19 protein-coding genes are annotated in these 19,888 nt (G+C 35.7%); 12 read left to right on the plus strand and 7 right to left on the minus strand.

What is annotated here, in order from left to right:
• Positions 1-198 precede the first annotated feature (198 nt).
• Positions 199-510, plus strand: a complete 312-nt coding sequence (locus tag QFZ87_RS21620) for a HesB/YadR/YfhF family protein (protein ID WP_309866101.1) — start codon at positions 199-201, stop codon at positions 508-510.
• Positions 511-574: 64 nt separating this feature from the next.
• Here the strand turns inward: QFZ87_RS21620 and QFZ87_RS21625 are convergent, their stop codons facing one another.
• Positions 575-1,123 (minus strand): hypothetical protein, encoded by a 549-nt coding sequence (locus tag QFZ87_RS21625; protein WP_309866102.1) that lies wholly within the window; start codon positions 1,121-1,123, stop codon positions 575-577.
• 304 nt (positions 1,124-1,427) lie between these two features.
• Between QFZ87_RS21625 and atpB the strand changes: the two genes are divergently transcribed.
• The 5 genes from atpB to QFZ87_RS21650 all read left to right on the plus strand — a co-directional run bounded on the left by atpB (position 1,428) and on the right by QFZ87_RS21650 (position 5,391).
• A complete protein-coding gene (atpB, locus tag QFZ87_RS21630) occupies positions 1,428-2,141 on the plus strand; it encodes a F0F1 ATP synthase subunit A (RefSeq protein WP_396133941.1) in 714 nt (237 codons plus the stop codon).
• A gap of 23 nt (positions 2,142-2,164) precedes the next feature.
• Positions 2,165-2,563, plus strand: coding sequence for a F0F1 ATP synthase subunit B (locus QFZ87_RS21635; protein WP_309866103.1), 399 nt, complete (start codon positions 2,165-2,167; stop codon positions 2,561-2,563).
• Between the two features lie 3 nt (positions 2,564-2,566).
• Positions 2,567-3,517 (plus strand): AtpZ/AtpI family protein, encoded by a 951-nt coding sequence (locus QFZ87_RS21640; RefSeq protein WP_309866105.1) that lies wholly within the window; start codon positions 2,567-2,569, stop codon positions 3,515-3,517.
• Positions 3,518-3,635: 118 nt separating this feature from the next.
• Positions 3,636-4,892: a DUF445 domain-containing protein gene (locus QFZ87_RS21645; protein WP_309866106.1), complete on the plus strand. Its 1,257-nt coding sequence runs from the start codon at positions 3,636-3,638 to the stop codon at positions 4,890-4,892.
• 133 nt (positions 4,893-5,025) lie between these two features.
• Positions 5,026-5,391: a cytochrome-c oxidase gene (locus QFZ87_RS21650; protein WP_309866107.1), complete on the plus strand. Its 366-nt coding sequence runs from the start codon at positions 5,026-5,028 to the stop codon at positions 5,389-5,391.
• A 66-nt stretch (positions 5,392-5,457) separates the two neighbouring features.
• On the opposite strand, the gene QFZ87_RS21655 is transcribed toward QFZ87_RS21650, so the two are convergent.
• The 3 genes from QFZ87_RS21655 to QFZ87_RS21665 form a co-directional block, all read right to left on the minus strand.
• A complete protein-coding gene (locus QFZ87_RS21655) occupies positions 5,458-6,306 on the minus strand; it encodes a TIGR03943 family putative permease subunit (protein ID WP_309866110.1) in 849 nt (282 codons plus the stop codon).
• Positions 6,307-6,318: 12 nt separating this feature from the next.
• Positions 6,319-7,203, minus strand: coding sequence for a permease (locus QFZ87_RS21660; protein ID WP_309866113.1), 885 nt, complete (start codon positions 7,201-7,203; stop codon positions 6,319-6,321).
• Positions 7,204-7,350: 147 nt separating this feature from the next.
• Positions 7,351-8,136 carry a 5'-nucleotidase, lipoprotein e(P4) family gene (locus QFZ87_RS21665; RefSeq protein ID WP_309868032.1) on the minus strand — a complete coding sequence of 262 codons (786 nt, stop codon included), beginning with the start codon at positions 8,134-8,136 and terminating at the stop codon, positions 7,351-7,353.
• Positions 8,137-8,286: 150 nt separating this feature from the next.
• Here QFZ87_RS21665 and QFZ87_RS21670 point away from each other — a divergent pair, with 150 nt between their 5' ends.
• Together QFZ87_RS21670 and QFZ87_RS21675 are read left to right on the plus strand one after the other, a co-directional pair.
• Positions 8,287-8,928 (plus strand): TetR/AcrR family transcriptional regulator, encoded by a 642-nt coding sequence (locus QFZ87_RS21670; RefSeq protein WP_309866115.1) that lies wholly within the window; start codon positions 8,287-8,289, stop codon positions 8,926-8,928.
• Between the two features lie 97 nt (positions 8,929-9,025).
• A complete protein-coding gene (locus QFZ87_RS21675; protein WP_309866117.1) occupies positions 9,026-11,242 on the plus strand; it encodes an MMPL family transporter in 2,217 nt (738 codons plus the stop codon).
• Positions 11,243-11,285: 43 nt separating this feature from the next.
• On the opposite strand, the gene alaP is transcribed toward QFZ87_RS21675, so the two are convergent.
• Positions 11,286-12,686, minus strand: a complete 1,401-nt coding sequence (gene alaP / locus QFZ87_RS21680; protein ID WP_309866119.1) for an alanine permease AlaP — start codon at positions 12,684-12,686, stop codon at positions 11,286-11,288.
• 379 nt (positions 12,687-13,065) lie between these two features.
• On the opposite strand from alaP, the gene QFZ87_RS21685 reads away from it, so the two are divergent.
• From QFZ87_RS21685 to alr, 3 genes are all read left to right on the plus strand, one after another.
• A complete protein-coding gene (locus QFZ87_RS21685) occupies positions 13,066-14,307 on the plus strand; it encodes a PucR family transcriptional regulator (RefSeq protein ID WP_309866121.1) in 1,242 nt (413 codons plus the stop codon).
• 128 nt (positions 14,308-14,435) lie between these two features.
• Positions 14,436-15,569: an alanine dehydrogenase gene (gene ald, locus QFZ87_RS21690; RefSeq protein ID WP_308080686.1), complete on the plus strand. Its 1,134-nt coding sequence runs from the start codon at positions 14,436-14,438 to the stop codon at positions 15,567-15,569.
• A 65-nt stretch (positions 15,570-15,634) separates the two neighbouring features.
• Positions 15,635-16,819, plus strand: a complete 1,185-nt coding sequence (gene alr / locus QFZ87_RS21695) for an alanine racemase (protein WP_309866125.1) — start codon at positions 15,635-15,637, stop codon at positions 16,817-16,819.
• A 30-nt stretch (positions 16,820-16,849) separates the two neighbouring features.
• On the opposite strand, the gene QFZ87_RS21700 is transcribed toward alr, so the two are convergent.
• Positions 16,850-17,659 carry an EcsC family protein gene (locus tag QFZ87_RS21700; protein WP_309866127.1) on the minus strand — a complete coding sequence of 270 codons (810 nt, stop codon included), beginning with the start codon at positions 17,657-17,659 and terminating at the stop codon, positions 16,850-16,852.
• Positions 17,660-17,885: 226 nt separating this feature from the next.
• Here QFZ87_RS21700 and QFZ87_RS21705 point away from each other — a divergent pair, with 226 nt between their 5' ends.
• Entirely contained in the window at positions 17,886-18,488 is a 603-nt protein-coding gene (locus tag QFZ87_RS21705) for a YdhK family protein (RefSeq protein ID WP_309866131.1), read from the plus strand.
• Between the two features lie 56 nt (positions 18,489-18,544).
• Here the strand turns inward: QFZ87_RS21705 and QFZ87_RS21710 are convergent, their stop codons facing one another.
• Entirely contained in the window at positions 18,545-19,807 is a 1,263-nt protein-coding gene (locus tag QFZ87_RS21710) for a sensor histidine kinase (protein ID WP_309866134.1), read from the minus strand.
• Positions 19,808-19,888: the final 81 nt, after the last annotated feature.

Raw genomic sequence — 19,888 nt, forward strand, 5'->3', positions numbered from 1 at the left:
TGTGAACAAATCGAATCGAAAAAATGAACATTTTTTTAATTAGGTCACTGGTGTGCGTTAACCGTGAATTTTATCACAGGCAAACCAATAGAAAAGTTATACTCTTTCAATATAAGGAAAAAGGCAATTAACAATCATTACTTGCCTTCATTCTGGCCTTAAATTGATAATCAACTAGGAAAAGGTTGGTGTATAAATATGTTTATTTCAATTGACGAAAAAGCTACCTCATGGTTTACGAAAGAATTTGAATTCAATAAACCATTTAGTATTCGCATGTTTCCTCAATATGCAGGATTTGGTGAGAAGCATAAGGGTTACAGTCTTGCTTTTTCAGCTGAGATTCCTGCAAATGCTGGATATGTAAAAGAAATCAATGGAATTACCTTTTTTGTAGAGGGAAATGATGTATGGTTTTTTGAAGATACGGAAACATACCTATCAGCTGATGACTTGGTGGATGAGATTTTAGTTACGTTCAAGGAAGAATATAAAACTACAATTAATTAACGTTCCAATAAAAACAAAAGGTATCCACATTTTTATTAGTGGATACCTTTTGTTTTGACGTAAATTAATTTACTTGCTTATCTAAGCTTGGTGCCATTAGTTTTGCACTCTCAAATACGGTTTTAAGTTTTTCTTCACCTTGAGCAAAAGTTGCATCTGCCGCATCTAATGATGGTGCATCCTTTTTCAATTCGTCCGCTTTTGCTTGGTAAGATGCTGCATAATCTTTCACAGCCGCCTCAAGATCAGCTTTTTGATCTTTTAGCGCATCAGGTACTTGCACACTATTTAAATCAGCAGCAACAGCAGCTGCTGCTTCACTGGCTTTTGCTTTTTCCTCAGCCGTTGGTGCATCCTCAGGTTTAGCATCTGGTGCAGCTGCTTTAGCAGCCTTTGCTAAGTAAGCATTTAAATCCCCATCTTTTGCATTGATTCTCTTTCCAAGCTCCATATAGAATTTAACTAATTCTTTTTTAACATCAACTTTCGGTGCTTCTGCTTCTTTTGTTACTTCTTTCTTTTCTGTAGTTTTTGTTTCATCAGAGCTCGAACAAGCAGCAAGTCCAATTGCCATTGTTAATGCAGATACGACTAATAAAAATTTTTTCTTCATCTTGATTTCCCCCAATTTCTCTTTTTATGCATTGTTAATTTTACAACAACTTATCTGACGAGGAAAGTTTATAAAGGTTACAAAAAAATGTACTTTTTTTATAAATTTTTTTCATTGTAAGTAATTTAGCTTATTAATATTTTTCACATTATTAGTTTTATTTTTCAGAAAATTAGCAATAAATTGTGAACTATCTTACAATAATAACAAATTTTGTTTATAATATAGATGATATTAGTATTCTTATTCTCTCCACGTTCCACACTAAGTCCATTCAATTTTTAATAAAAGGGGGTTGGACATCTTGGAACATACGAGGCCACAAATAACAATGTTTTATTTAACGTTTGATTTATCCATTCTACTTACCACAACTATTGCTGCTATTATTGTTTTCCTCATTGCCTATCTATTGACAAGAAATTCTTCCTTACACACTCCTAATAAATGGCAAAATCTGATGGAATGGATTGTAGAGTTTGTTAAGGATATTATGAATAACTCAATTGGAAACTCTAACAATTTATTCATCTTATCCACTGGTGTAGTCTTACTAATGTATCTTTTTATTTCAAATCTTTTAGGAGTACCATTTTTAATTGTTACTGCTGAAGATCATCCTGTGTCTTGGTGGAAATCTCCAACTGCTGATGCACATGTAACCATGACACTGGCTATAATGATAATAGCTTATACACATTTTATTGATATCCGTATGAAGGGATTTAAGCATTTTGCTCTTAGCTTTTTCAAACCCTTTACATTATTTTTTCCTATCAATGCTGTAGAACAACTTGCAACAACCTTAACCTTAGGGTTACGCTTGTTTGGAAATATTTATGCAGGGGAAATCCTTCTTGCCCTGTTAGCAAATGCAGTAAACCATGGTTTTATTATTGCTGCTCTGGCATCTGTCCCTATGTTGATTTGGCAGGCATTTTGTATTTTTATTGGCGCGATACAGGCTTATATCTTTGTCACTCTAACAATGGTTTATATTGCTCACCGATTAACATAATATTTTGAAGGGAGTTGATTGTTTTGGGCGACTTTTCATTATTCGGACTTCCAGTTTCTTTAGGGACCATGATTTATCAAGCTATCATTTTTACCATTCTTGTTTTTATATTAAAAAAATTAGTTTTTAAAAAAATGGTGGATATTCTCGAGAAGAGGAAACACCACATCGAAAAACAACTACTTTTAACTGAACAGTATAAGCAGGAAGCTGAACAAAACTTAGAAGCGAGTAAGGTCGTTCTTAAACAGGCAAAAAAAGAAGCCCGAGAGATCCGAACTTATTCTGAGAATGAAGCACAGCTACTTATACATGACGCTAAAGTAGAGGCGAAAGATATAGTAAAAAAAGCAAAAGAAGATACCCTTCTTCATCATGCCCGACCCTTTTCACACTCAGATCAAATAAAAGAGGGGGCATAATGTATGAAACACAAGTTCACTAAATATTTAGGTAGAATTACGGAAAACCTAGAAATTGGATTAGAAGAGAAATGGATTTATGTTCACTACACAAAAGGTTCTATTGAAAAAACAGCGTGTCTGTTAAAGAATGAAAATAAATCAGAGGAAGCATATCTTGAGGCTTTTCTTGAAGAAAATAAGGTGTCTGAGGAAATGAGAAAAGAAATTAAAACATTTTTTAAAAATGGACAGTCACAAAGAGATAAACATTGGAATGAATCCACAAACTTTCTAATGAAAGCAGTATCCTTGAATATGGTTTTTGGTATAGCAATTGCTATCTCCGTTTTTGCGGGCTATAAACTAGGTGATTTATTAGATAATCGTTATGATATCTACCCTGTATTTACTCTAATTGGTATTTTTCTAGGCATTGGTGTTGGTGGGGCTACCGTTTATTCATTGGTTCATAAATATTTTTTAACCTCACAAAAAAATGAGGTGCCTGAACCAAAAGAGGAACAAATTAAAGACTATCCCATTATAGAGGTTAGTATCGATGAAGTCCGAAAAGCGGTGAGAACCTTTTCGGATAATTTACCAAAGGGTGCCTACAGGACCATTTTGGTTAAAGAGGATCATAGTATCGACTTCAACCAACTTGCTCCCATCCTCGGAGGTGTCCCATCTAAAAATTTCTATATGTCTAAAGAAACTTATGATTTATTTGAAGAAAATGAAAAACAAATCCCCATCGAAATGGACATCGTGCAAAAGGCTGTTGACCAATATGTAAAGGACCATAAGGAGTTTCCTATGTTAAAATTTGATCCCCAGCACAGAGTGAATTATTATCAGTTATTACAAGACCACTATTTAAAGAAAGCACCCGAAATCCAATTTTATCTCACAGACCTAGATGGATTAATCACTCATATAAAACCAAAGAAAAAAAACTCCTCTCTATCTTGAGAGGAGTTTTTCGGCTTGAATTCTTGCAATCATATATATCGGATGTTTTTTTTTGCTTTTTTTTCTGCTAAATTGAGATAATAGCATTAGTAAATATTATTAAAGGGGCACAAGTAGTATGCAAAAACAGAAAAATAAATCACAGCATTTAGCAACAATTTCTCTTGCTGTGATGGGAGTAGGTTTTCTAGCTACCCTTCCATTACAGCATTCAATATGGGGTATGATTTTACAGGGAGGATTCGAAGCGGGTCTTGTAGGTGGTTTGGCTGACTGGTTCGCTGTGACTGCTTTATTCCGGCACCCATTAGGTATTCCCATTCCACACACAGCCCTTCTGCCCAAAAATCGAAAAAGAATTATTGCTGGAATTATCTCCATGCTAGAAAATGATTGGTTAACCAAAGAAAGTATAAGAAGTAAAATTGAGAACATTCCTTTTACTGAAAAACTATTTGCTCTTTTTCATAAAGAAATTACTTCACAAGGGGTCAAGGAAAATCTCATTACACTTATTCAGCATTTTATTATGAAAATCGATAGTAAAAAAATAGCACCAATGATTGAAAGAGAAATAAAAGAGCATTTAAATAAATTAGATAGTAAAGACTATCTTCCACTTCTGATTGATCAAGTGATGGTCAGAAAATATGATGAAAAAACGCTGGATTATATTCTAAAAGAAATCGACGAATGGGCTCAAAAGGATAGTACAAAATATAGGCTTGGCGGAATGGCAGTGGACGCCGTTGAAAATATTAAAGCAGATGGATTTATGCAGTTCGCTTTAAAATCCTTTAGCAGCCTTGTTAATGAAGAAAAGCTCGGTAATATTATTCAAAACCTTATCTTAAAAGGGGTTGATAGCTATCGGGACCCTTCTAATCAAAATAGACAATCGTTAATCAGTCATATTCACACCAAACTGCATTCGATAAAACATGATGAACAGTTGTATGGTGAACTAAATAACCTCAAAACACATCTTATTAATAAATGGGAGCCACAAGAACAAATAATTGATCTTCTAAATCAGTTTCAGAAAAAGGGCATTGATTTTGTTTCAGAACCTACCTTTTTCGATGACTACCTGCTTCCCCTTATAAAAAATAGTCTTGAGCAAATTGAAGCAAATCCAGAAAAGGTTAGTCAGCTTGAGGGATGGATTAAGTCGCAAATTTCTAATTTTGTAGATAAAAATCACGAAAAAATTGGCAAGTTGGTAGAAGAAAATTTAGAAAAGCTTGATGACAAAACACTCATTAAAATGGTGGAAACAAATGTCGGAAAAGACCTTCAATGGATCCGTGTAAACGGAGCTGTATGTGGATTTCTAATTGGACTAATATTAGTAGGAATTAAAGCCTTTTTCTAAGGAAGAGCAACCCGCGGTTGCTCTTTTTCATTTAAAAAATCGCCATTGTCCCTAAAATTCAATGTTCTAGTTCACATTTTTGTCACATATTTACTACTGTAGGTACTATTTTTAGGTAAAAGGAGGCAGGAAAATGGGCATAAAGTTTATTAAGATATCTGTCTGTTATTTTGTCGTTGGGGTATGTTTAGGCATGTTTATGTCAATGACTGGGAAGTTTGATTTTACTCCTGTTCACGTCCACATTAATTTATTAGGTTGGACGGCCATGACTCTTGCTGGACTTATTTATGTAGCTTTTCCAACAGCGGCGGAAACAACTTTAGCGAAGGTTCACTTTTGGCTCCATAATATTGCATTGCCCATCATGATGATTGGGCTCGCCTTCTTAGTATCTGGAGTAGAGGCTGCAGGACCTGCCGTTGCAGTCGGTGGAACCTTAATGGTATTAGGCATTATCCTTTTTGCTATTAACATCCTTAAGAATGTGAAGAACTAATTGTCTTTTTTTCATACTATCATTTCTAATTTCAAGTAAAAAGACACCGGAAAATTCGGTGTCTTTTTAATATCCTCTAAAAACGTATTGTTCTTTTGGAGCCGTGGTCTTTGACCACTCTTTAACTTTTAAATAAGGAATATTCATTTTAAAGGGTTGATAATAAATCGTTGAGACTTCTCCTTTTACACGAATCCACTCATCATTTTTTAGGTTAGTTCCCTTTGGCATGTCAACAAGCATCCCGAATACACCTGAGTCTGCAATACAATGAATGACTCCGAAACGGAATACAAAAAGCTGATTCTTATCTACCGTTTCACTATCCTTAAAAACAAAGCCTTTAAATTCTATTTCTTTCCCAAGGAAATCTCCTGAGTAATTATAAATAGTTTCCATTGCCTTTAAATAGTTTTCATCATTGATAACAATGGTCTCTTTATTAATATACTTCTTTTTTTCTTTTTGCATTAGCACATCGTACGCATCTTTCCCGTAATAAACACTCGTATCAGGACGTAGGAATTGTTGCTGCATGAACGAATCCCCTTTTCCTTCATCATAAATAGGAAAATGAAATCCTTTCGCCTTTACAATATTACTATCAAGTGTGGCTATCGGAAAAAAAAGTCCAGATATAATTGGGAAAGCAAAAATCGGATAAACGATTAGCTTTTTGTACCATTTGTCTTCCTTAGCATGATTATGTCCACAATGTTCATGGCCACACTCATGCTCTTTAGACTGTTCCTTGTTCTGCATGAATATTTGAACAATTGTTAAGACCAACATGGCATAACCTGCAGTTGCAGATAAATAGGAATATTTCATATTAATATACTTATTAATATCTCCGGTAATATGCAAATGAAATAAAAAATAAGTAAATCCAATGAGTATTAAACTTCTTATCATAATAATCACTCCCTAAAACAATAAAGAGTATAGAAAAACGGTAACTGTTACGCCTGTCACAATCATAAATACCAACCGTTTCTTAAATGTTGCCAACATCATCATTAAATTTTTGATATCGATCATTGGTCCAAATACTAAAAAGGCTAATAGTGATCCTGTAGAAAAAGTCGTTCTGAACGAGGACGCGATAAAGGCATCCGCTTCTGAACATAGAGATAAAATAAATGATAGTGTCATCATCACGAAGGAAGATGATACTGGGCCTTGACCTATTGAAACAAGTGTAGCTGTTTTAACATACGTTTGTACGGCTGCAGCAATTAAGGAGCCTATAATTAAATACTTACCCATTGAGAAAAATTCTTCTACTGCATGCTCAAGTGTTTGCCATATTTTCTTTAACAAACTCTTCTCTCGATGGACATGATGGTGATGAAATTGTTCTTTAAATGGAGAATCCTTATAGCCATAGGCAATTAATATACCAACCAGAATGGAAACAACGATGGCCCCTATAGCACGATAAATCGCAATTTTCCAATCGCTTCCGAATGCGATATAAGTCGCAAACAAAACAACAGGATTAATAATCGGTGCAGTTAACATAAAAGCAATCCCGGCTGAGATAGGTACACCCTTTGATACTAAACGACTAACAATGGGAACAATCCCGCATTCACATGATGGAAATAAAATCCCTAGAAAACAAGCAAAAATGACAGCTAGGATTTTATTTTTCGGCATAATCCTCGCTATCATTTCTTCTGTAACAAAAATTTGAATGATACCAGAAATCAGAACTCCCAGCGTCACAAAAGGCAGTGCCTCAATCAGTATTGAAATAAATATCGTGTTCATTTGCAAGAATGATTGCGGTAATGTTATTCCAAACATAATAGTCCTCCTATTACCCATAATCATGGAGTCTACTATACTCTTATTTTATTAGGACGTCCAACGAAAAATATGGTCCAAAGTGATAAATTTTCCCAAAACAATGAGGCTGATCTCTTTACTAATAAGTCAGCCTCTCTTGGGTTGCTATCTTGTCTCAAGGTTTTCTTTCCTAAGTTTAGCTTTTTCTTCGTCCGTTTTCCTATAATCATAATTATAAATGGCTTCTTCCCAATCTCCGTACATTGGATTAGGTAGAACGATGAACTTCTTCCCCCAAAAATCTTTGTATTTTTCCGTTTCCTTTATTCTTTCTGTGACGGATAATCCTTCAAATTCACTAAAATCGCCTAAATTATCGCCAAATAATAGGACAATGTCATGTGTTTTGGCTACATATTGGCGCCTTGATGCTTTCCCTTTTTCACCTAGTTGAAGTAAAAGGACATGGTCTCTATCTGCTTGTGGAGCACCAACCATTTGTAAATTCTTAATCGTTGCATTCTTTTGTGCTTCGAAACGGTTTGATATGTAAAATATCTCAATCCCTTTAGAATCTGCATACTTTAAGAATTCAAGTGCACCGGGAAGGGGCTTGGCTTCTGCTCGGTTAAACCACTTACTCCAATCAAAAGGGTTTCCATTCCCTGAAACAGCAAACGAAGCCAAGTATGGACTATTGTCTAATATCGTTTCATCGATATCCAGAACAATAGCTGGCTTTAAGCTAGTGTGCGACTTCTTTTTTCTTAAGTAATCATCTAATCTTAATTTTCCTAAGTTATAGCCTTGATAATATAAAGCTTCAGCTTCACCGGATTGTTGAAACCATAATACAGACATAGTATTTTGTTCATGTAGCTTGGCTGGTGCCCCTTGGACAGTTTGGGCCTTCGTATAGCTGCAGCTTCCTAAAAATACTGTAATTGTCATGCAAATTGAAAACCATTTTTTCACTGAGGTACCCCCACTTTTTTCTTGTTAGTATGGAAAAAAATTTCTTTTTTACTCACTTTACATTTTCCTATTTTTTCTATATAGTTTACTTATCAACTGATAAGCATTTTATTTCGAAAGGACCCTATGTCTAAAATGGGTAAAGATTTTAAGCATAATGATGAAATAAATCCTAAAGAAACCTATCAAATCATAATCCAAACCGCCGAGCGTTTATTTATGGAATATGGATACCGTGCGGTGTCCACTCGGCAAATTGCTGACCTATGCGGCATAACCCAACCTGCTCTATACCATCACTTTAAAAACAAACAAACACTATATGTGGCAGTGATCGAGCATGCACTCCATCACACTGAAAAGGACTTAAATGGGATCTTAACTCAATTTACAGCCTTTGAAGATAGACTCGCTCAAATTACCACCTACATGATGGTGCATTTTGAAATGGATATGTCACAAATGTTTCATGACATGCAGCATGAAATAAGCCCTGAAGATCAGCAACGAGTTCATCAATTATGGGTAAAAGGGTTTCTAATGCCAATAGTTACAATGATTAATGATGGGGTCTCTAATGGAGAAATAAAAAATCCAGAAGAGATTGATTCAACTTCTACTGAGATGGCTTTTTTAATACTTAACATTATTAAATCCATCCTGCAGCCCTCAAACATTGGAAGCTTACCAAAGAATGAACAAACCGAAATGATAAAGCATAAAGCCAATCTCATTGTTGAAATTTTTTTAAAAGGGATTAGTCGTTAAATAGAAGGCTGAATAACAGCCTTTTCTCTTTGCCTATAGCTTATCAATTGATAAGGGAAATTTTCGATTGGAGTGAACTACATTGGAGAAAAAATGGATGGAAAATTACGGAAATGCAGTCAGTGGTAAAAAAGGAAGATGGATTGTCCTTTTGGCTTGGCTCGTCCTTGCCGCTGTTCTAAACGTGACTCTTCCTCAAGCCAATTCGCAAAAGAATGAAATGGCACCAAATTTAGAGGAGGAAACTTGGTCGGAGCAAGCAAATAAAATTGCCGAGAAGGAATTTCCAGCAAGTTCAGGGACTCCTGCGCTCCTAACCTGGTACCGAGCTTCAGGGATTACAGACAATGATCTTTCACTTATTCAGCAATATACAAAGGAAGTAACGGAAAATCCAGTTTCATCCCAAGATACAATTGTTCCTTTTTATCAGTTCCCACTCCCTGTACTAAAGGAACAGTTATCTAAGGATGGAACAACACTCATTTTGCCCCTAAGCTTTAAAAAGGGAGCAGACAAGGAAAAGATTGCAGAAGGAATAAAACAATTAAAAGATAAATCAGCTTCGATATTTTCAACAGATCCAACGAAAGCAAAAATTAAAGATGCAAACAAGTTAGTTCTGCGGGTAACAGGTCCTGCCGGTATCGCACAAGATGCAACAGAGCTCTTTAGTCAGGGAGACCTTTCCCTACTTCTCGGAACAGTCGCTATTGTCCTAGTACTTTTATTAGTCATTTATCGCTCTCCTATTTTAGCTTTCATTCCTTTACTTGGAGTTGGTATTGCTTATGGTGTCATAAGCCCAATACTTGGTGGAATTGGTAAGGCAGGCTGGGTTGTTTTTGATTCACAAGCACTTTCTATCATGACCGTACTCCTTTTTGGAGCTGGTACAGATTATTGCTTATTTCTCATATCTAGATTCAGAAGCTATTTAGAAGTGGAAAAAGATAAACGTGCGGCAATGATTCGCTCCTTAAAAGGTTCGTCCGGAGCCATTGCTATGAGTGGTCTAACCGTTGTTTTTTCATTGTTAGTGTTATTGTTATCAAAATACGGTGCCATCCATCGTTTTGCTATTCCTTTTAGCGTATCCATATTAATTATGATGATTGCCAGCTTAACCTTGATTCCAGCCCTATTAAGCATTTTTGGCAGAGTCTCCTTCTTCCCGCTCATACCTCGTACAACAGAGATGCAAGAAGAACGGGCACGTAAGAAAGGAAAATCCATACCAGTAAAAAGAAAGAAAGAAGGGTTTGGATTAAAGCTTGGAAATTTCATTATTAAAAGACCGAAGTTTCTAATGACGGCTACCATTCTTTTTCTAGGTGTATTCGCTTTATTCTCAACTAAGATTCAATATACGTACGATACCTTATCTTCATTTCCAAAGGATATGCCATCAAGAGAGGGATTTGATTTAATTGCTGAGCACTTCAATCCTGGTGAGCTTGCCCCTGTTCAAGTGATCCTGCAAACAGACGGGAAAGAAAGTTCAGTTAAAACTGGTGTAGAAAAGCTGCCATACGTAGCACATGTCTCTGATCCAAATCAAGGAGCCCAGGAGCAAAATATCGTTAGCTACAATGTGGAATTAGACGTTAATCCATACTCAAATGAAGCCATGGATTATATCCCTGACCTCCGAAAGAAGATTGAATCTATCATGAAAAATGATGGTATTGCTGATACTTCTAAAAAAGTTTGGATAGGTGGTCAAACTGCCGTACAATTTGATACCAGACAAACGACAACAGATGATGCATTTGTTATCATCCCCATTGTTATTGGTATCATTGCCTTACTATTATTAGTCTATCTTCGTTCAATTACTAGCATGCTTTATTTAATAGGAACGGTTCTGTTGTCATACTTCAGTGCGCTTGGCCTTGGTTGGGTCGTTTTGCATTATCTATTTGATGTAGACGCAATCCAAGGATTTATTCCTCTTTATTCCTTTGTATTTATTGTCGCATTAGGGGAAGATTACAACATCTTTATGATTTCGAGTATTTGGAAAAAGAGCAAGGAAATGCCTCTGCTTCAAGCCATTAAAGAAGGAGTGGCTGAATCTGGTGCTGTAATTACTTCTGCGGGACTAATTCTCGCAGGAACTTTTGCCATTTTAACTACTCTGCCAATTCAAGTACTAGTCCACTTTGGCACAATCACAGCAATCGGTGTCTTGTTAGACACATTTATTGTTCGTCCATTACTAGTTCCTGCGCTTACGGTGCTACTCGGAAAATGGGCATTCTGGCCCTCCAAACGGAACTTGTTAGCAGTCGAACGGAACACAGAAAAATAACAAAGCAAAAAGCAGTGGAAAAATTCCACTGCTTTCTTTTCCATTAGCTTACACGTTTTTTCGATGAGGATTGAAGGGATTCTTTCTTATGGAATCCTTTCATATAGTAAACTGCCACCAAGAATACTAAAAATAGCGGCCCAATTACTAACGCAATTCGAGTATCTGGATTATATACCATCAAACCAATAACAAAAGCTAAAAACGCTAAGGCAATATAAGAGGTATAAGGGAAGAACGGCACCTTATATTTTAATGTTTTTATTTCACTTGGCTTTAACGTTTTACGGTAACGAATTTGTGATAAAAGGATGACGGCCCATGTCCAAATAGCTCCGAATGTAGCAATACTCGTAACCCATGTAAAGACTTTTGCCGGAACAATATAATTTAAGACAACACCGATTAACAAAGCACCAGCAGAAGCTATAACAGCCATGCCTGGAACACCATTTTTCGTAACCTTACCAAAATTCTTCGGTGCTTCTCCATGCTCTGCAAGGTTAAACAACATTCTTGCGGTACTAAAAATTCCACTATTACAAGATGAAAGTGCAGCTGTCAGTACAACGAAGTTAATAATTCCTGCTGCACCGGGGATTCCAATTTTCTCAAATGTAAGTACAAACGGACTTCCCTTTGTTCCAATTTCTTCCCAAGGATAGATAGACATGATCACGAACAAAGCACCTACGTAAAAAATAAGAATACGCCAGAACACAGAATCAATGGCCCTTGCAAGAGATTTTTCTGGATTCTTTACCTCACCTGCAGTAACACCAATCATTTCAATGCCAAGGTATGCAAACATAACCATCTGTAATGACAGTAAAACCCCCTTTATTCCATTAGGGAATAAACCGCCATGTTGCCATAAATTATGAATACCAGTTGCAATTCCGCCATTTCCTAACCCGAAGAAAATCATCCCCGCTCCGACAACGATCATCGCCAGAATTGTAACAATTTTAATCAATGCAAACCAAAATTCGAGTTCTCCATATGCTTTTACTGCAAGAAAATTAACCGTAGCCATGATGACAAGAGCTGCTAACGCCCAAATCCAGCGTGGAACATCCGGATACCAATATTCCATATAGATTCCAACGGCTGTAATCTCTGCCATACAGGTTACTACCCATAGGAACCAATAGTTCCAGCCTGTAATGTACCCTGCAAGTGGTCCTAAATAGTCTCTTGCATACTTACTAAATGACCCTGCAACAGGTTTTTGAATAGCCATTTCCCCAAGGGCCCTCATAATAAAAAACATGATTAAACCACTAAATGCATATCCAATCAGAATCCCAGGTCCAGCCATTTTGATCGCTGTTGCAGACCCAAGAAATAATCCCACTCCAATAGCTGCTCCTAATGACATTAACGTAATATGTCTTTCTTCTAATCCACGATGAAGTTCTTTCCCATGAGTGTTATTACTCATATCATAACCTCCCCTTGATCATCAAACCTCTAATTTTCCCATTCTCCACTTTGTTAAAACTCACAATTTCCTTTAATAATAGGTACATCCGATAATAATAAAACTTTCTTAAAATATAAATAATACTATTATTTTTAAGGAAAATCATTATTTTTTTAGCTCTAATCCTCCTTTTCAGAATGTGTTAGCGCTTACAAATTAGTATTTACGAAAATAAATACTATTGTGACAAATACTCGAAATTATCTTAACATTTTTGTGAACAAAGTTTTTTGTAGAAATACGAGAAATTTCTACATTTTTTTTGTAAAATTAAACAAAGACAAAGTAACCAATGCACAAGTAATTGACTATTTCCATTATTGTGGAGGAAACGATTTTGAACACAAGACATCATCATGATCCATTTAAAATAGCCTTTGAAAGTCTAGATGAATTTGCCGATATCATTAGTCAGGTTCTAATGTGTCCAATCACTATTGAAGATGCGAATCATCGCCTTCTTGCCTATAGTACACATGACGAACGGACAGATCCTGCTAGAATATCTACAATTATTGGTCGAAGAGTTCCAGAAAAAGTAATCAATCAATTATGGAAAGAAGGGACCATTCCTGCCCTATTAAAAACGGATGAACCTATTCGTGTGAAAAGTATGAATGATATAGGTCTTGGGGATAGAGTGGCGATATCGATTTGGAAGCAGGATGAGGTATTAGGATTTATTTGGGCCATAGAGATTGATAAAACATTAACGGAAGAGGACTTTACCCTGTTAAAAAAGGCCGCAGATGCGGTAAAAAATAAACTGTTACAGCTCCAAACTAGAAAAAATAAAAAAGAAGAACACTCCCAAGAATTCTTTTGGAAACTATTAACTGAGCACTTAAAAGAGAAAGAAGAGATTATTCAGCACTTTCAAACATTGCAAATTACTCCCCCATCCTCTTTTGCTGTTTTTGTTTTTCAGTTTCAACAAAATATCACAACTAAAGAAGAACATGAAATTTCTTATCTATTAAAGACAGCTCAGCGAATGAAGATTCTGCTAAATACCATTGACTGTAACCAACTGATCTTATTGGTACAAGCATCTCATATCGAGAATCCCTTACAAGAACTTGATCATTTTGCTGAAAACTTCCTTTTAAAAATGAACGACCGATATGGAATGAAGAATATCCATCCGGTCTATAGCAGTATTTATGATGACTTTCAAAAAATAGGAAAGGCCTATAAGGAAGCATTAGTGGTTTTATCCATAAAAGAAAAATTCCCTATAGAAACGAAGAAAATCTTTAGTTATCAACGACTGGGAATTTATCAGCTCTTTGAAATGATCCTTGAGAACAGAAAAAATGAAGCATACGAAAATTACGCATTAAAAAGAATCCAAGAATATGACCAAAAACATAAAAGCAATCTCATTGAAACGTTAGAGGTCTTTTTAAATAAGGATTCAAACATTAATGATGCAGCCAAGGAATTAAATGTCCATGCAAACACACTAAATTATCGACTCAAACGCATTACTGAGATTGGTGAAGTTAATTTCAAGGACACCAATCAAAAAATTATGCTTTTTCTCGATTTGAAGTTAGCCAAATACCAGGGGATTTGAACATTTTGTGAAAATCCCCAAAAAGAATGAAAATCTTTCTCCTTTCTTAACAAAGAAATTCCTTTGTAAACGTTTTATACTTTAGCCATAGCAAATCAATTCAATGTTTCAAGGGGAGGAAATAGATAATGTTTATTGGGGTTCCTAAAGAAATTAAAAATAATGAAAATCGTGTAGCTCTTACTCCAGCTGGTGTTGTTTCATTTTTAAATGCTGGTCATACCGTTTTAATTGAAAAGGACGCTGGAATTGGAAGCGGTTTCACTAATGAAGATTATGCTAAAGCTGGTGCTGAGATTATTGATACAGCGGAGCAAGTATGGACTAAAGCTGAAATGATCATGAAGGTTAAAGAGCCTTTATCAAGTGAATACAAGTACTTCCGTCAAGGGTTAATTTTATTTACTTATTTACACCTTGCAGCAGAACCTGCATTAGCAGAAGCATTAAAGCAGTCAGGCGTAATTGCCATTGCTTATGAAACTGTATCAGTTAACAGAACTCTTCCGCTTCTTACACCAATGAGTGAAGTAGCAGGACGTATGGCTGCTCAAATTGGCGCACAGTTCTTACAAAAAAATAACGGCGGACAAGGAATCCTGCTTGCAGGTGTACCAGGTGTGAACCGCGGGAAAGTAACCATTGTTGGTGGCGGTATCGTTGGTACAAATGCAGCTAAAATGGCGATTGGCCTTGGTGCTGATGTAACTATTATCGATTTAAGTGCAGACCGTCTCCGTCAGCTTGATGATATTTTCGGAAATCAAATCAAAACATTAATGTCTAATCCATTCAATATCGCTGAGGCAGTAGCTGAAGCTGACCTTTTAATTGGTGCAGTATTAATTCCAGGTGCAAAAGCGCCTAAGCTTGTGACTGAAGAAATGGTTAAGGCAATGAAGCCTGGTTCCGTGATTGTCGACGTAGCTATCGACCAAGGTGGAATTGTTGAATCAATCGATCATGTAACAACACATGATAACCCAACATTTGTTAAGCATGGTGTCGTACACTATTCTGTAGCAAATATGCCTGGAGCGGTTCCAAGAACATCTACCATTGCCCTAACAAACGTTACGGTGCCATACGCATTACAGATTGCTAACAAAGGGGTATTTAAGGCTATTTCTGAAAATGCTGCTTTATTGCTTGGTGTGAACGTGGCTAACGGTGAAATCACTTATGAAGCAGTGGCAAAAGATCTAGGCTATGACTATGTAACAGTAGAAAAAGCATTAGAAAAAGAACTAGCTGCTAACTAATAATTCATTTATCCCCTCGAGATAACTCTTGAGGGGATTTTTTCTTTATAGGGAGATGGTATTAAATGCATCGAAAGAGTTACCGTGATACTTGGGCCGAAGTATCGCTTGACCATATTCAAGCTAATGTGATTCAGTTCAGACAATTTATCCAACAACAATCTAAACTAATGGCTGTCGTGAAGGCAGATGGATATGGACATGGGGCAGTTGAAGTCGCTAAAGCTGCCATTTTGGCAGGTGCAGACTATTTAGGGGTGGCTCTTTTAGATGAAGCTATTCAGCTTAGAGAGGCTGGAATAGTAACACCCATTCTCATTCTAGGTTATACGCCTCCTCGATCAGTTAAAGAAGCAATTCAGTACAACATTACATTAACTGTATTTGATGATGAAGTATTGGACAAAATTATCTTCCAATCTGCTCAATTAGGTAAAACTGCATATGTCCATTTAAAGATTGATACTGGCATGTCTAGAATTGGTGTGACTTCCTCTGAAGAGGCATTACTTCTTGCCGAAAAAGTTATGACTGCTGAATTCGTATATCTTGAAGGGATTTTTACTCATTTCTCCAATGCGGACAATGAGGATCCCACTTATACTTATAAGCAGTTACAAAAGTTCGAATCAATCTTGGCCTATTTGGACAGCAAGCAAATTCCTATTCCAATTAAGCATTGTTGTAATAGTGCTGCCACTATGAATTTTCCAGAAATGCATATGGATATGGTCAGAATTGGGATCGCCTTGTACGGTTTGTATCCAGATAAGACTTTAAAAAGTCACCCTATTCAACTAAAGCAAGCCATGAGTCTGAAAACTAGAATTGCTGCGTTAAAAAATGTAAAAGTTTCTCAGCCAATTAGCTATGGATGTACTTGGAGTCCAGAAAAAGATAGTAAGATTGCCACTCTTCCAATCGGATATGCTGACGGCCTTTCCCGTCTTCTTTCAAATAAAGGAAAGGTTTTAATTCGTGATCAGCATGCTAAGATTACAGGCCGGGTATGTATGGACCAAACAATGATTGATATAACGGGGATAGAAAATTGCACGGTAAGTGATGAAGTGACCATTTTTGGGAACAGCCACTCCTCCTTTCAATCCATAGATCAACTGGCAGAATGGATGGGCACCATTAATTACGAGGTCGTTTGTTTGATTGGGAAACGAGTACCAAGAGTATATTTATTTAAGAAAGACTCAGTTGATCTTGAAGTAAATAAACATAAATGCAATGTTAGCTAACAAATAATCCCTCTTATAACACAAGAGGGATTATTTCATTGGGCTTTTTTGTTCTATCCGTTCTAATATTCTCCTTTTCTGATATAGCATAATACTTGTTTCAGAAAGATCGGCTATCATAGACCTGTTTGTAAATGCACCAAAGATCATGCCTGCAATAGGGACCATTTGAAATAATTTTTTCCATCCAAACTGGTCTCTGTATGTGTAAACAACCTCTCTCCAACCTTGTAACTGTGACATCATTTCACTAGATTGATTCCCTCTTTGATAATAGCTAGCAAGCTCATTAAGTATGGCATTTTTACCAACAATATCTGCTGAGGAAAATTGCAAGCATTTCACAATAAATATCCGTTCACTTTTATCGTTCGGATCATACCCATGGATGATTGCAATTTCTTGCAATGTTTTTAATGATAAGGCTAGCAGAGCAGGAATATCGATTGCAAGAGTAAAAATCCCTCCAATTCCCGTGCTAGCTCCCTGTAATGTAGCAAATTTCTTTCTTCTCTCAATTACTCCTTGGCTAATTTTTTTCATTGTATTTAGTGGAATTTCCTTAATATCAGAAACATTATTAATTGATTGATTGGTTTCTTTTTCAAGAATCTCGTAGATTTTATTTTCATTTATCAAGTATTTTCCACCATTTTGTATGTATGCGCCTAGTTCTTCAAGTAATACCCCAACTTTGTTATGAATAAATTGTGGAGTAATTTTATCTAATAATTTAAAAGGCAAACGGCCAATCCGATCCCAAATCCACAGGCCGCTTTGGCTTTTTTCCCATTTCTCAATTATGGATAGTTCTCTTAATAATTCTTCTTTTGATTCCATTAACTATAATCCACCTCTGTTCATTCATTTTTCAAGTATAAAAATGCATTAACACTATTTTGACCTTTTTTAAAGTTATATTTACATACGAATAAAATGTAGAATGGATTCACTATATTAAAAAATTGGGTATAAAGTTTTAATACAAGGTTTAAAGCGTTCTGCATAATTTCTGCACATTTTTGCAGTAGATTAATGAGTAACTACATTTATGGAGGTAATTACAATGAAAAAGAGTACTATCCTATTTCTTCTTTCCGTGATCACTGTCTTATTTTTAGCAGCGTGTTCAAATGATAATAACGGGAAAGAACATTCCAATATGAATCATAGTGAGAAGAAAACAGGTCAAGAAAAGAATTCAAGTAATATGAATCACGAAAGTATGGAAGGCATGAATCATTCAAGTACGGGTGAAGTACCAGAAGATTTAAAAGAAGCCGAAAATCCAACTTTCAAAGTCGGAAGTCATGCAATAATTAACGCAGACCATATGGAAGGAATGAATGGTGCAGAAGCAACCATTGTAGGAGCTTATGATACTACTGTTTATACAATTTCTTATACACCTACAACCGGTGGAGACAAGGTGACAAATCACAAATGGATTATACATGAAGAAATTAAAGACGCTAGTGACAAGCCCTATAATCCAGGGGATGAAATTATCGTAGAGGCAGACCATATGAAGGGGATGAAGGGTGCGACTGCTGTAATAGATTTAGCCCAACAAACAACAGTTTATATGGTTGATTACACACCGACAACTGGTGGAGAAAAAGTGACAAATCATAAATGGGTAACAGAAGGCGAACTTACAGCTAAGTAATAATTGTAAAAGTTTAAGGAATAGCCCTTACATATTTGGCTATTCCTTTTTCACTATTACTTATTTAAATTTTCATTATTAATTGGTAAAAGCAACTCTACATTGGTTCCTGACCCTTCTTTGCTGTTTATTTTTATTTCACCTTTGTGTAGTTTTATAATACTTTTAGCAATATGAAGACCCAATCCAGAACCTCCAGTTTCTCGGCTCCTTGCTTTATCCACTCGGTAAAACCGTTCAAAAATATTGTCTATTTCTTCTTTTGGTATCCCAATCCCATAATCTTTAATATCAATGATAGCATGATGCGGATCCTTTTTTAAAAAGACTTCAATTCTGTCATTGCTATATTTAATCGCATTATCCAGCAAGATGATGATGACCTGTTTAATCTTTAATTCATCTGCACGAATGATGATGGGAATTTCCTCATATTGTAATGTTATTTCCCGCTTATAAACATCTTTTAGTTGTTTTAAAATATCTTTGCATAAATTAACCAAATTTACTTCGTTTATTTCTAATACATTTTCTTTCTCTAATGTAGCTAATTCTAAAAAAGTTTCAGTCATTTTTTGTATTCTGGTTGCCTCTGAATGAATGGCTTTAAGTGCTTCTTCTGCCATTTCATTATTTTCTATTCCATGTCTCCTTAGAAGATTAGCGTAGCTCTTAATGACTGTTAATGGTGTCTTTAATTCATGCGATGCATCAGAAACAAATTGTTTTTGTCTTTCCATATTTATTAGTAGCCTATTAATCATACGATTAAAGGTTCTCGCCAAGGTTTGGAGTTCATCCTTTGTCTTATTTTGAACGGTGATGGTCTTAGGAACACCACTCTTTTCTATTTCCTCCATCGTTTTAATCATATTAGCTATCGGTCTCATAATCATATTAGCTAGCCATCTTCCTCCCAGCAAAGATAATAGAGCAGCTAATACAGTACAAATAATTAAGATTGCCCTAAGCATTTCTTTTCTCGCTTCTAGCCCCCGTAATCGTTCTCCCATTTCCAAAGTTTTATTTCCATTATTAAATGGAACACGAACAATCAATACTTCCTCTTCCCCATGTTCAGTAGAAATCAGATGGGTTTTAGTCTGTTTTATTAATGTTGATTGTCCTTTCATTTTTTTTGAAAGTAACTTGTCATTTGTCACCTCATAAATCAGCTTATTCTTTTGATCCATAATTCTGATATAGGAATGTTCTGTTAAATAATCTTCTAATTCCCCTTTCATACTAGTAAAAGATTGAATTGTATTATAATCTTTTACTATATCTCCTGCTTTTTGAAAAAGCATATCTTCTTCCATATTTACTGTTGTTTTCATAAATAATAAAAAAACAACGAAATTTATAAGGATTAATATGCAAAGCATCCAAGCAGTCGTTAA

Origin of the sequence: Bacillus sp. SLBN-46 (genome assembly GCF_031453555.1) — a bacterium.
Classification (GTDB): Bacteria; Bacillota; Bacilli; order Bacillales; family Cytobacillaceae; genus Neobacillus.